8 protein-coding genes are annotated in these 13731 nt (G+C 71.2%); 5 read left to right on the top strand and 3 right to left on the bottom strand.

Annotated elements, in window-relative coordinates; genetic code table 11:
- The first annotated feature begins 63 nt into the window (after positions 1 to 63).
- The 3 genes from AB0N81_RS05490 to AB0N81_RS05480 are packed head-to-tail and all read left to right on the top strand — an operon-like array spanning position 64 to position 3163.
- Positions 64 to 1329, top strand: coding sequence for a sugar ABC transporter substrate-binding protein (locus AB0N81_RS05490; protein ID WP_365355919.1), 1266 nt, complete (start codon positions 64 to 66; stop codon positions 1327 to 1329).
- An 11-nt stretch (positions 1330 to 1340) separates the two neighbouring features.
- Positions 1341 to 2285, top strand: coding sequence for a sugar ABC transporter permease (locus AB0N81_RS05485; protein WP_365356368.1), 945 nt, complete (start codon positions 1341 to 1343; stop codon positions 2283 to 2285).
- A 41-nt stretch (positions 2286 to 2326) separates the two neighbouring features.
- The gene (locus AB0N81_RS05480; protein ID WP_365356367.1) at positions 2327 to 3163 is read left to right on the top strand and encodes a carbohydrate ABC transporter permease; all 837 of its coding nucleotides are present in this window, start codon (positions 2327 to 2329) and stop codon (positions 3161 to 3163) included.
- A gap of 35 nt (positions 3164 to 3198) precedes the next feature.
- On the opposite strand, the gene AB0N81_RS05475 is transcribed toward AB0N81_RS05480, so the two are convergent.
- From AB0N81_RS05475 to AB0N81_RS05465, 3 genes are all read right to left on the bottom strand, one after another.
- Positions 3199 to 5334, bottom strand: coding sequence for a hypothetical protein (locus AB0N81_RS05475; RefSeq protein WP_365355917.1), 2136 nt, complete (start codon positions 5332 to 5334; stop codon positions 3199 to 3201).
- A 335-nt stretch (positions 5335 to 5669) separates the two neighbouring features.
- The gene (locus AB0N81_RS05470) at positions 5670 to 7670 is read right to left on the bottom strand and encodes a glycogen debranching N-terminal domain-containing protein (protein ID WP_365355916.1); all 2001 of its coding nucleotides are present in this window, start codon (positions 7668 to 7670) and stop codon (positions 5670 to 5672) included.
- Complete coding sequence (locus AB0N81_RS05465) at positions 7667 to 9103, bottom strand: hypothetical protein (RefSeq protein ID WP_365355914.1); 1437 nt, start codon at positions 9101 to 9103, stop codon at positions 7667 to 7669. Before AB0N81_RS05465 ends, AB0N81_RS05470 begins: the two co-directional genes overlap by 4 nt.
- A 136-nt stretch (positions 9104 to 9239) precedes the next feature.
- Between AB0N81_RS05465 and AB0N81_RS05460 the strand changes: the two genes are divergently transcribed.
- Entirely contained in the window at positions 9240 to 10475 is a 1236-nt protein-coding gene (locus tag AB0N81_RS05460) for an ROK family protein (RefSeq protein WP_365355913.1), read from the top strand.
- Positions 10476 to 10902: 427 nt separating this feature from the next.
- Complete coding sequence (ppdK, locus tag AB0N81_RS05455) at positions 10903 to 13641, top strand: pyruvate, phosphate dikinase (protein WP_365355911.1); 2739 nt, start codon at positions 10903 to 10905, stop codon at positions 13639 to 13641.
- The last annotated feature ends 90 nt before the right edge of the window (positions 13642 to 13731 follow it).

Below are 13731 nucleotides of genomic sequence, written 5' to 3'. Positions count from 1 at the left end.
TCCCTCTGCATGGTTGATCGTTGGGCCCGGCACACACCTACGTCACGCAGGGGGACGACCAGCATGGCCATCAGCCGCAGGACACTGCTCGGGACGGGCGCCTCGGGCACCGCGCTCGGACTGCTCACCGCGTGCGGTTCCAACACAGGGCGCGACGGCGGCGGCTCGGGCGGCAAGGGACCCCGGCTCGCGCAGTGGTACCACCAGTACGGCGAGCCGGGCACCGAACAGGCCGTGAAGCGGTACGCCGCCGCGTACAAGAAGGCGGACGTCAGCGTCCAGTGGCGGCCCGGCAACTACGACGAGCAGACCGCGGCGGCGCTGCTCACCGACTCGGGGCCCGACGTCTTCGAGGTCAACGGTCCGTCCCTGGACCAGATCCGGGGCGGCCAGGTCGTCGACCTCACCGGCCTGTTCGACGGCGTGAAGGACGACTTCAACCCGGCGGTGCTCGCCCCCAAGACGTACGACGGGAAGATCTGGGCGATCCCGCAGGTCGTCGACATGCACCTGCTCTACTACCGCAAGAGCCTGCTCGACGACGCGGGACTGCGGCCGCCGAAGACCCTGGACGAACTGGTCGACACGGCGAAGGCACTCACCACCAAGGACGTGAAGGGCCTCTTCCTCGGCAACGACGGCGGCGTGGGCGCCCTCGGCGTCACGCCCCTGTACGCGGCGGGCCTCTCCTCCGTCACCGAGGACGGCGAGGTCGGCTTCGACGACCCGGCGGCCGCCCGCACCCTGGGCAAGCTGCGTCAGCTGTACGCCGACAAGTCGCTGCTGCTGGGCGCGCCCGCCGACTGGTCGGACCCGTCGGCGTTCCTTCAGGAGCTGACCGCCATGCAGTGGTGCGGCCTGTGGGCGCTGCCCGCCGTGCAGAAGGAGCTGGGCGACGACTTCGGCGTGCTGGCGCTGCCCGCCGACGGGCCGGGCGGCAAGCCGTCGCTGCCCGTCGGGTCGTACGGCGCGGCGGTGAGCGCCCGCAGCGACCACAAGGAGGAGGCGAAGGACTTCCTCAAGTGGCTGTGGATCGAGAAGACCGAACATCAGGAGGACTTCGCGCTCTCCTATGGCTTCCACATCCCGGCGAGACTCTCCCTGGCGAAGAAGGCCGACAAGCTGAAGGAGGGCCCGGCGGCGGACGCCGTGCGCTACTCCACCGAGTACGGCTACTCCGAGCCGCTGCTGTGGACGCCGGCGAGCCGCACCGCGTACCAGGACGCGCTGAGCCGGATCATCAAGTCCGGCGCGAATCCGGAGAGCGAGGTGAAGTCCGTCGTACGGAAGGTGCGGGCGGAGCTGGACCGGGTCAAGAAGAAGTCGTGAGCCGCGACGTCATGAGCCGCGAAGTCGTGAGCCGCGCCCCCGTCAGGAGCCGGCTCCTGGGAACCCAGAACCGCACCCTCTGGTTCTGGGTGTTCGTCGGCCCCTTCGCGCTCGGCCTTGTCCTCTTCACGTACGTGCCGCTCGCCTGGAGCGTCTACCTCAGCTTCTTCGACGCCCACAACACGGTCTCACCCGACGACTTCATCGGCTTCGACAACTACACGTCGATGCTGCGGAACGAGGCGTTCACCGACAGCCTCGTCACCTTCGCGGTCTTCTCGGCGTTCATCGTCCCGACCACCTTCGTCCTGTCGCTCGCGCTCGCCCTGATGGTGAACCGCCTGCGTCGCGCCCAGGCGTTCTTCCGCTCGGTCTTCTTCCTCCCGGCAGCGTGCAGTTACGTCGTGGCGGCGCTCATCTGGAAGCTGTCGATCTTCAACGGGGTGCGGTTCGGGCTCGCCAACACCGTCCTCGGCTGGTTCGGCGCCGACCAGACCGCCTGGCTCTCGACCACGGAACCGCCCTGGTACTGGCTGGTCATCGTCACCGTGCGGCTCTGGCTCCAGGCGGGCTTCTACATGATCCTGTTCCTCGCGGGCCTCCAACGGATCTCCCCCACCCTCTACGAGGCGGCCGCCGTGGACGGGGCGCGGCCCGGCTGGCAGGTCCTGCGCCACATCACGCTCCCGCAGCTGCGCGCCACCTCGGTGGCCGTCACGCTGCTCCTCGTCATCAACGCCTTCCAGGCCTTCGACGAGTTCTACAACCTGCTCTCCACCTCCAGCGGCTACCCGCCCCACGCCCGCCCGCCGCTCGTCTACCTCTACTACACGGCGCTCGGCCGCGAGCAGAACCTCGGCCTCGGCAGCGCGGGCGCGGTCCTGCTCGCGCTGATCATCGCGGTGGTGACGATCGGCCAGGCGCGCTGGTTCGGCCTCGGCAGGAAGGAGGACTGAGGACCATGACCGCTCCTGCGAAGCCCCCCGCGAACAGGCCCGTGGACGACGCCGTGGTCCGGGTGGGCCGCGCGCTGCGAGCCGTGCTGCTCGTCGCCCTCGCGCTGCTGTTCCTGATCCCCTTCTACCTCCTCGTACGCAACGGTCTCGCGTCCGAGGACGACATCACGTCCCCCGACTGGACGTTCTTCCCCTCGACGCTGCACTGGTCGAACTTCTCCGAACTCTTCGACGACCCGGCCGTGCCGATGGCCCGCGCCCTGCTCAACTCGTCGCTGATCGCCGTCGCGACGACGCTCGGCACGCTCGTCCTCGCCTCGCTCGCCGGGTACGGCCTGGCGCGCATCCCCTACCGCCATGCCGACAAGGTCTTCTACGCGATCCTCGGCACGATGATGGTCCCGGCCGCCGTCACGTTCGTCCCGAGCTTCGTCCTGGTCTCCTCGCTCGGCTGGGTCTCCACCCTGCGCGGCCTGATCGTCCCGACCCTGTTCTCGGCCTTCGCCTGCTTCATCTTCCGCCAGTACTTCCTGGGTTTTCCCCGGGAGCTGGAGGACGCGGCCCGGGTGGACGGGCTCGGCCACTGGCGTACGTACTGGCGGATCGTCGTCCCGAACTCCCGCCCCGTCTTCGCCGCCGTCGGCACGATCGTGTTCATCGGCGCGTGGAACTCCTTCCTGTGGCCCCTGGTCATCGGCCAGGACCGCGACGCGTGGACGGTCCAGGTGGCCCTGGCCACCTTCACCACGTCCCAGGTCATCCGCCTCCACGAACTGTTCATGGCGGCGGCCGTCTCGATCGTGCCGCTGCTCGTGGTGTTCCTGTTCTTCCAGCGGTGGATCGTGGCGGGGGTGGAGCGGTCGGGGATCGACGACTGATCGTGGCGGGGACGCGACGGATGGAGTCGCGCCCGTCAGGCTGGTTCCGTCATGTCCTCCATCAGCTCGGGGGCCTTGCGGAGCCGGGACAAGGTCTGGGTGAGGAGCCGGACGGCCGCGTCGGCGCGGTGCCGGGCGAGGGGGTGGTCGACGGCGTCCTCACGGCTGCGCTCCTCCAGGTCGGCGAGGAGGCCGCTCAGCTCGCCTGCGGCCGCGTGCAGCCCGTTGATCCGCTCCTCGATCCTGTCCATCAGATCGTGGAGGGCCGGCGGTTGTGCCGGGGAGGCGGCCTGCGCGGGGAACAGCGACGCGGGCGGGGCGGACGGGGGTGACGGGGCCGACGGGGTGGACGCACCCACAGCCGCCGTGCCCGCCCGAGCGGGAGCGGGAACGGGCGCCGTCACCGTCGCCGGCGCCGCCGCCGTGGTCCTCGTCGACAGCGCGAGCGAAGGCCCCGCCGCCTTGCGCGGCCGCGTCCCCGTGCCCTTCGGGAACTCCATGTCGAACCAGAGCGGCGTCATCTCACGGCCGGGCATCTCCTTCCCCGAGACGCTGACCTGCCACGGCCTGCGGTCCCCGTCGTCCATCGCGGCGACGAGCGCCTTCAGCAGCCCGACCGCCATCATGCGGCTCTTCTCGTGGCGCAGTGCCTGGAGGGAGTTCGTCACCGTCCGCCGGGAGCGGCGCACACTCTCACCGGCGTCCCCGATCACTTCCTGGCCGTCCAGGGAACCCCGGTCGGCCTCGATGATGCCGAAGGAGGCCAGCCAGTGGACGGCCCGGTAGGCCACCAGTTCCTCGAAGGCCGCCTCGTCCGTGTCCGCGGCCGCCAGAAGGTCGCGGAGCCTGCGTCCGGAGATGGTGAGGCCTTCCCGCGCCTTGGTGCCGAAGACCTGTCCCACGCGCGGGTTCCACGGCTTGGGGTAGCTCTCGGAGGTGAGGGCCGACCAGGTCCGGGCGCGCTGGTGGATCTCCGCCACCTTGAGCTGGGACGGCTGGTTCTCGCTGAGCGCGCGCCGCAGCAGGTGCCGCTTGTGCGGGTCCGTGGGGAACAGTTCCTGGAGCAGCTTCATGGACCGCAGGTCCCGCAGCTCCGAGACGGTCATGTCGGGGGTGGCGTCGGGCAGTTCGCGAATGGGTGCGAGGCCGGACAGCACTTCCGCCGTCCTCTCGTCCATCACCCGCTGGGCGACGTACATGCCGAGGACGCTCCGCCCGAGCGCACGGGAGCGGTTGGTCGAGTCGAATTCCAGGGGCGGGTGCACGTGGTCGCGCCGGTTGTTCATCTGCACGATGCGGAAGAGGCGCTGCGGGGTCGGAGTGCCGATCACCAAGTGGGCGTCCACCACGGCGATGGCGGCTGCCCGGCGGGCCCTGGACCCGCTCGTGGGGTCGAGGTCGTCGCCCGCCTCCGCGTACTCGCGGTTGAGCAGGGCGGAGAATTCCGCCAGCCAGACACCGGGGTCGAACACGATGTCGTCCCCGTCCCTGCCGAGTTTCTCCACGGGAACTCCGGCCAGCACCTCACCGGAACTCAAACGGTAGATCGACTGACGTTTCTGCGTTCGATTGTTCCCCCGGACCGCCATCCATCCCCAATAGGCCCGGGGATACAGGGGATTCCCGTCGGAGTCGTTCCCCGGCTCCTTTTCCAGACGCACCTGCTGCGGCACATACAGCCCCGGCTCCTGCTGCCCGTTGAGGACGAGGTCCTCCTCCAGGTCGTACGGGCGGACCCGGTCCCGCCTCGTCAGGGCGTTCGCGGCGTCCTCCGCGTTCATCATCAGCGCCTGCCGGTCGGGCACCGTGCTCTCCAGGGCGGCGAGGTACGTCTCGCTGCCGTCGCCGACGACGCCCTTCCACGGGCGCACGGGCGCCAGGGTGCGCTCGGTGTTCCGGCCCACCGTCGGATCGGCCATGGAGCGCCAGATCGAGCTGATCCGCTCGTTGTGGCCCCACTGCACTCCCCCGGCCCCGTGCATGCGCACGACGGCGACGACCATGTCACCGGCGTCGGTCCGCAGGCGGCGGACCGCGTTCCCCTTGAGCGTGCGGACGCCGTTGGCATCCGCCTCGCTCAGCGTGTCCTCGGGGTCGACGATGAACGGGGCCACGTTCTCCAGCGCCCCGCGCGGCAGGTTCACCCCGTCCGTCGCCAGTACGGCCTGCATCCACGCGCCTTGGCGCTCCTCGGAGACCGGGAGCGGAAAAGGCCCCTCGGCACTGCTGCCCTCACCCATGCCATACCTCGCGTCATCCACAAAGGACCGTCAGGAACAACAGGAATGCTGACACCGCCCTCCATGCGATTTCCATATGTGTCGCATAGGTACACAACTTCGAGCAGAGGGCTCGTGAAGCGTGCGGCGTGCGGCGTGCGGCGTGCGGCGTGCGGCGTTAGGAAAAACAACACCGCGCGATGCCGCGAACGGCAGCCCGAACTCATTTTCCCATTGACCGGGATTCCTGCGTCCGGTAAAGAGCGCGCGCCTGCCGTACGTCTCCGTTACGCGCCGCCCACCGCGGTCAGTAACGCCAGTGGCGCCGCGGCCGACCGCGATTCCAGTACGCACGAGTGCGGGTACGGGACCGGCACCGCGCACGCGTCCTTGTCGTAGCCCGCGAGGGATTCCGGGAGGCGGCCGTCTGTTGTGGTGGTCGCGGAGAGCAGGCCCCGGGTCACCGCGCGGGCCTCGTCGTGGAGGGCGTAGCGCGCTAGGCCGAGCGCGATCAGCGCGTTGTCGTGCGGCCACACCGCACCCCGGTGACGGGAGAGGGGATGGAACGCGGGCTGCCCGGCCGCGACCGTCCGTACGCCCCAGCCCGAGAAGAAGTCGGGCTCCAGAAGGCGGCGCCCCACCGTTTCGCCGTACTCCTTGTCGAGCAGCCCGGACCACAGCAGATGGCCCGCGTCCGAGGCGAGCGCGTCGACCTGGTGGCCGTCGTCGGCCAGGGCGAGCGCGGGGAAGCCGCGGTCCGGCATCCAGAAGTCCCGCTGGAAACGGTCCCGCAGGTCGGCCGCCATCTGCGTGAGCAGGTCCGCGTACACCTTGTCGTCCCAGACGGTGCGCGCCAGCCGGGCGGTGCGCCGCAGGGCGTCGTACGCGTACCCCTGCGCGCCCGCAGCCATGACGGGTCCTGTCACACCGGTGCCGTCGGCGGAGCAGATCGCGCCGGGCGAGTCCTTCCAGTTCTGGTTGGCGAGACCGCCCTCGTCGGCGCGGTACACGAGGTAGCCGCGCGAGGTGAGCCCGCCGTGGTCGAGCAGCCAGCCGACGGCGGCCCGCGCGTGCGGCTCCAGGCGGCGGGCCGTGGCGGTGTCCCCGGTCTGTTCCGTGTACGTCCCGAGCAGCACGAGGAAGAGCGGGGTCGCGTCGACCGAGCCGTAGTAGCGGCCGAAGGGCACCTGTCCGAAGTGTGCGAGCTCGCCGTACCGCACCTCGTGGACGATCTTGCCGGGCTGTGCGGCCCCGCCGCCTCCGCCGTCCCCGCCGTCCCCGTCGCCCATGGCGCCCATCGCCTCCGTGGCCTGCGTGGCGGCGAGCGCGGACAGTGTCGCGGCGGCCGGGCGCGGCAGATGGGGCAGCGCGAAGAGCGAGGTCAGCAGGGCGTCGCGGCCCAGCAGCGTGAGGAACCAGGGCGCTCCGGCCCCGGGCACCCGCACCTCCTCGCCGTCCGGGCCTGTCGCCGGGACCTGGAGCGCGGCGAGGTCCGCCAGGCCGCGCGCGCAGGCCGCCGCGAGTTCGGGCCAGACGGTGGGCAGCGTGACACCCGAGACGAACTCCGCCTCAGCCGCGACGAGTTGTCGCACCGCCTTCATCGGGGATTCCGGTGTGCGCGGGACGGGCTCTCCGTGCGGCTGCGCGGCGGCACGCAGTGCCACCTCCACCGAGCCGTGCGCGTCGAGCTCCAGCGTCCATACGAGGCGACGCGCACCGGTACCGGTCTCCACGATGCCGTCCGGCGCGGGGTCGGCGGTCACCGTCGTACGGGAGCACCACTCGCCCCGCCGGTAGGTGAACTCCACGCCCTCGCCCCCGTCGAGCGGCCGCCGCGTCCTGACGGCGCCCGGCTTCGCGTACGTGCGGTGGTCGGCGCGCAGCTCGAACTGGTCGGTGAAGTCGGCGTCCACGGTCAGCGCGAAACCCACGCGCGTCGGCACCGGCCGGTTGCTGAGGAGCCGCAGCGTCTCGGTGAACACCCCGTCGGCGACGGCCTGTTCGCGGAAGAGTGTGCAGGCGGGTGGTTCCTGGCGGCCGCCGCGCGGCACCAGGACGCAGCGCGCCGCGCCGGTGGCCGCGGCCGTCGTGTCCACGGGTGTGAGGACTTCGGGGACGGCTCCGTCGACGGTCAGCTGCCAGCGGCTCAGATGCCGCGCGTCCCGTACGAAGAGGCCGTCCGGGCTCGCGCCACCGCCGCGCGCCAGGCCGACACCGCTGATGTCACCGCCCGTGCCGACGGCCGCGAACGTCCGCCCCCGCACCAGCAGCCGACGCGGATCGCTCATGCCTGCACCTCTCCCTCAGAGAGCCCGCCCGGCCCGCCCCGCTCGTCCCTGCCGTCGTCGAGCAGGAGGTCCAGCGCGAGCGCCGCCGTCCAGCCGAAGCCGCGCGCGCCGCTCCCCCGGGCGGTGTACGGGTCGACGTACTCGGCGAACCCGGAGGTGACCGCCGCGTCGAGCAGCGCGTCCCGCAGCCCGTCCGCCCGCGCCTGTTCGCCGTGCAGCCGCAGGCCCTTCTCCAGCAGCCAGTTGGTGTTGAACCAGGCGGGTCCGCGCCAGTACCGGCGCGGGTCGAAGGCGCGCCCCGTCAGGTCGTAGCTCGGCACGAGCCGCGCCGGGCCGCCGAGCCCGAAGTGCGGGCCGCACGCGGTGCGCACCAGGGCCGCGGCGATGCCGGGCGGCAGCGCGGGCAGCACGAGGGGGACGAGACCGGCGACGCCGCGCTCGGTGATGAGCTCCCCGTCCGGGCCGGGGGCGCGCAGGTCGCGGCAGAGGAAGAGCTCGCGCCGCGGGTCCCAGAGGCGGGCCACAAGGGTCTCGGTCAGCTTCCGGGCGCGCGTGCGTCGCTCGTCCGGGTCACGCGTCAACACCTCAGCGGTGTTCGTCAGTTCGTGCTCGATCCGGGCGAGCGCGTACTCCGATGCGATCAGGAGCGCGTTGAACGCGGGGTCCTCCACCGAGAAGGCGCCGTGGGCCCGGCCGTCCGCGTACCGCCGGTCCCGGTACTCCGCCGCGAGCCGCACGTATCTGCCGTAGTCCAGGTCCGTCGGCCGGTCCTCGGGCGCTCCGTAGGCCAGGTCCGCGCGGCGGAACGCCTCCGGACCCGCGGGCTCGACGCGGCTCAACGGGCCGTCCCAGCAGGGGCTGTTGTCCATGCCCTGTTCCCAGGGGTGCACCACGGCGGCGAGTCCCGCGCCGCCCGCGTCCCTGCTGGAGAGCAGGTAGTGGTGCCAGGCGGTCAGGCGCGGGTGGGCCCGGGCGAGGAAAGAGCGGGCCCTGGAGAGGCCGGGGTCTGCGCGGTGCACCAGCCAGGCGGCGAGTGCGTGCACCGGCGGCTGCACGAGGCCGGAGGTCCGCACGCCGCCGGGCGCGCCGGACGGGCGGCCCGCCGTGGTGGAGCGCCAGAAGTCGGGGCCGGGGAAGTAGGCGCCGGGCGGGACGGCGTCGTTGAACACGATGTGGGGGACGCGGCCGTCGCCCCACTGGGCGGCGAGGAGCGTCTCCAGTTCGACCTGGGCGCGCAGCGGTGAGAGGTGGCGCAGGCCGATCGCGATGAAGGCCGAGTCCCAGGACCACTGATGGGGGTAGAGCGCGCGGGACGGGACGGTCGATGTACCCGTCCAGTTGCCCCACAGCACCTCGGCCGCCTGTTTCCGCAGAACTCTCTCCTCGGCGGCGGCCCGGTGGGCGGCCGGCCGGGTGGTCGTACTGCGGTCCACGCGGTGCTCCCCGGGAGACTCGACGCCCTGCCAGTTCGGCTCTTCTCACCTTAGGGTTACGTCCGGTCGGCGCGCAAAACCCCGTGTGTAACGTGAAGTTGGGGCGCACAAGGAGCGGACGAGCGCGGGAGGGCGCATGCACACGGCAGGTCAGGGGCGGACGCGGACCGGTGCCGGCTCCGGTGGGGCCGGTGACCTCCTCCACCTCGTGCGCAGCGGCCGCGCCACCACGCGGGGCGCCCTGCAGCAGGTCACGGGGCTGTCCCGGGGCACCGTCGGGCAGCGGCTCGACCGGCTCTTCCGGGCGGGGTGGCTGCGGGAGGGGGGCGGGGGCCCGGTGGACTCGCCGCTCGGCGGGCGGCCCGCGATCCGGCTGGAGTTCGACGACACGCACGCCGTCGTCCTCGCCGCCGGTCTGGAGACCCGGCATGCCCGCACCGCCCTGCTGACCCTCGGCGGCGAGATCCTCGCCGAGCGGGCGGCGCCCCTGGCCGTCGAGGACGGCCCCGACGCGGTCCTCGGCGAGCTGGGCGTCCGCTTCGGCGAGCTGCTGCGCGAGACCGGCCGTCCGGCCGGTTCGGTGTGCGGCGTCGGGCTCGCCGTGCCGGGCCCTGTCGACAGCGGCACGGGACGCGTCGTCCAGCCGCCGATCATGCCGGGCTGGGACGGCTACGACATACGGGGCCGCCTGCGCAGGGCGCTCACCGGACGGCCGGACGGTGTGCCCGCCGACGTGCCGGTCCTGGTCGACAACGACGCCAACCTCATGGCGTACGGCGAACAGTGCGCCCACTACCCGGACTGCTCGGCCTTCGCCCTGGTCAAGGTCTCCACGGGCATCGGGTGCGGTGTGGTCGTCGGCGGCGACGTCTACCGGGGCGTCGACGGGGGCGCCGGCGACATCGGCCACGTCCGGGTGCCCGAGGGCGCGGACGCCCTGTGCAGGTGCGGTTCGTACGGCTGTCTGGCGGCAGTGGCGAGCGGCCGCGCGGTGGCCGGTCGCCTGGCGGAGGCGGGCGTCCCGGCGGCGTCCGGCTCGGATGTGCGGGCGCTTCTGGAGGCGGGGCATCCCGCGGCCGTGGGGTTCGCGCGTGAAGCCGGGCGGCATGTCGGGGAGGTTCTCGCGACCGTGGTGACCCTGCTGAACCCGGGCGTTCTGGTCATCGCCGGAGATCTGGCCGGAACCCCTTTCCTCACGGGCGTCCGTGAGCTGCTCTACCAGCGAGCCCTGCCCCGCTCCACCGCCCACCTGAAGGTGGTCACCTCGCGTCTCGGCGAGCACGCCGCGCTGATCGGCGCGGGAAAACTCGTGGTGGAGCACTTGTACGCCCCGGAGCGGGTGGAGGAACGGCTGGTCGCGCTGGGCGTCTAGCGCGGCGGCCGGTATGCCACCGCGATCGGTCCGGCCCCTTCGCGAGGGTCCGGGTGCCGGCATCCGGCCTCTTCAAACGGCGTGATTCTCGCCACCCCTGATAGGGCTTGCGCTCAGATGAGCGGTTCGCGGCCGACTGCACTTCTCCAAGGGGTGGCACTCAGTGCCACTGCTCGATCATTCATGAGGTGAACTCACATCTGAGTTCACTCGGCTCATCTGAGCGTTTTATGGGTTCTACGGGGGTAGCGAGTTCAAGACTTGAACATAAGCGCCGCTCTCCTGCTACTGCTCAGTCACTTTCGATCTAGCGGCGGACGGGTGGTTACGGCCGCATGACGCGCAAGTGGACGTACCCAGGTGCCTTCGATCTGGGTATGTTCCTCGCCGTCAGGGCAGCCACCGAGCTCTCGAGGAGTCGAGACCCGTGTCGGAAAACAAAGATCCCCACGTAGCTCACACGAGTGAGAGCGTGAAGTTCGTTTACGACTTCACCGAGGGCAACAAGGACCTCAAGGACCTTCTCGGCGGGAAGGGCGCGAACCTCGCCGAGATGACGAACCTCGGGCTGCCCGTCCCCCCGGGCTTCACCATCACCACCGAGGCCTGCAAGACGTACCTCGACAGCGGCGAGGAGCCGGCCGAGCTGCGCGACGAGGTGAGTGCGCACCTCGACGCCCTCGAGCAGAAGATGGACAAGAAGCTGGGTCAGGCCGACGACCCGCTGCTCGTCTCGGTGCGCTCGGGCGCCAAGTTCTCGATGCCCGGCATGATGGACACGGTCCTGAACATCGGGCTCTCCGACAAGTCCGTGACGGGCCTCGCCAAGCAGTCCGGCGACGACCGCTTCGCGTGGGACTCGTACCGCAGGCTCATCCAGATGTTCGGCAAGACCGTCCTCGGCGTCGACGGCGACCTCTTCGAGGACGCGCTGGAGGCCGCCAAGAAGGCGAAGAAGGTCGCGGTCGACACGGACCTCGAGGCCGCCGACCTCAAGAAGCTCGTCACCAAGTTCAAGAAGATCGTCAAGACGGAGGCCGGGCGGGACTTCCCGCAGGACCCGCGCGAGCAGATGGACCTCGCGATCCGTTCGGTCTTCGAGTCGTGGAACACCGACCGCGCCAAGCTCTACCGCCGCCAGGAGCGCATCCCCGGCGACCTCGGCACGGCCGTCAACGTCTGCTCGATGGTCTTCGGCAACCTCGGCCCCGACTCCGGCACGGGCGTCGCGTTCACCCGCGACCCGGCCAGCGGCCACCAGGGCGTGTACGGCGACTACCTCCAGAACGCGCAGGGCGAGGACGTGGTGGCGGGCATCCGCAACACCGTGCCGCTCGCCGATCTGGAGCAGATCGACAAGAAGTCGTACGACCAGCTCATGCAGATCATGGAGACCCTCGAAACGCACTACAAGGACCTGTGCGACATCGAGTTCACCATCGAGCGCGGGCAGCTGTGGATGCTCCAGACCCGCGTCGGCAAGCGCACCGCCGGTGCCGCGTTCCGCATCGCCACGCAGCTCGTGGACCAGGGCCTCATCGACGAGGCCGAGGCGCTCCAGCGCGTCAACGGCGCGCAGCTCGCGCAGCTCATGTTCCCCCGCTTCGACGAGGACGCGAAGGTCAGGCAGCTCGGCCGGGGCATCGCCGCGTCACCCGGTGCCGCGGTCGGCAAGGCCGTCTTCGACTCGTACACGGCCATCAAGTGGTCGCGCTCGGGCGAGAAGGTCATCCTCATCCGCCGTGAGACGAACCCCGACGACCTCGACGGCATGATCGCGGCCGAGGGCATCCTGACCTCGCGCGGCGGCAAGACCTCCCACGCGGCCGTCGTGGCGCGCGGCATGGGCAAGACCTGTGTCTGCGGCGCCGAGGAGCTTGAGGTCGACACCAAGCGGCGCTGCCTCACCGCGCCGGGCGGCGTGGTCGTCGAGGAGGGCGACACCGTCTCCATCGACGGCTCGACCGGCAAGGTGTACCTCGGCGAGGTGCCGGTGGTCCCCTCCCCCGTCGTCGAGTACTTCGAGGGCCGCATGCACGCGGGCGCCGACGACGCCGACGAGCTGGTCGCCGCCGTGCACCGGATCATGGCGTACGCGGACCGGGTGCGCCGCCTCCGTGTCCGTGCCAACGCGGACAACGCCGAGGACGCGCTCCGCGCCCGCCGCTTCGGCGCGCAGGGCATCGGCCTGTGCCGCACCGAGCACATGTTCCTCGGTGAGCGCCGCGAGATGGTCGAGCGCCTGATCCTCGCCGACGCCGACGAGGAGCGCGAGGACGCCCTGAAGGAGCTTCTGCCGCTGCAGAAGCGGGACTTCGTGGAGCTCTTCGAGGCGATGGACGGCCTGCCGGTCACCGTGCGCCTGCTCGACCCGCCGCTGCACGAGTTCCTCCCGGACATCACGGAGCTCTCGGTCCGCGTCGCGCTCGCCGAGTCCCGCAAGGACGCCAACGAGAACGACCTGCGTCTTCTCCAGGCCGTGCACCGCCTGCACGAGCAGAACCCGATGCTGGGTCTGCGCGGTGTCCGCCTCGGCCTCGTCATCCCGGGCCTGTTCACCATGCAGGTGCGGGCCATCGCGGAGGCCGCGGCCGAGCGGAAGACCGCCAAGGGCGACCCGCGCGCGGAGATCATGATTCCGCTCGTCGGCACCGTCCAGGAGCTGGAGATCGTCCGCGAGGAGGCCGAGCAGGTCATCGCGGAGGTCCAGGAGACGACCGGCGTCGAGCTGAAGCTGGCGCTCGGCACGATGATCGAGCTGCCGCGTGCCGCGCTCACCGCGGACCAGATCGCGGAGGCCGCCGAGTTCTTCTCCTTCGGCACGAACGACCTCACGCAGACCGTCTGGGGCTTCTCCCGCGACGACGTGGAGGCGAGCTTCTTCACGGCGTACCTGGAGAAGGGCATCTTCGGCGTCTCCCCGTTCGAGACGATCGACAAGGACGGCGTCGGCAAGCTGGTCCGCGACGCGGTCAAGGCCGGCCGCGAGACCCGGCCCGACCTGAAGCTCGGCGTCTGCGGCGAGCACGGCGGCGACCCTGAGTCCGTGCACTTCTTCCACGAGGTGGGCCTGGACTACGTCTCCTGCTCGCCGTTCCGCATCCCGGTGGCCCGCCTGGAGGCCGGTCGCGCGGCCTCCCACTCGGCGGGCAGCGACCACCGGTAGAAGCTCCGGAACCGTCGCCGCGTCCCCGACCCTCAGTACCGATGCGGCGGCGGTTCCGGTTCGCGACGAAGGGGCGGCACCCTGTGCGGG

The sequence above is a fragment of the Streptomyces sp. NPDC093510 genome (assembly GCF_040683555.1).
Classification (GTDB): Bacteria; Actinomycetota; Actinomycetes; order Streptomycetales; family Streptomycetaceae; genus Streptomyces.
The sequence above is the reverse complement of the archived record's forward strand: the minus strand, read 5'-3'. Positions and strand labels throughout refer to the sequence as shown.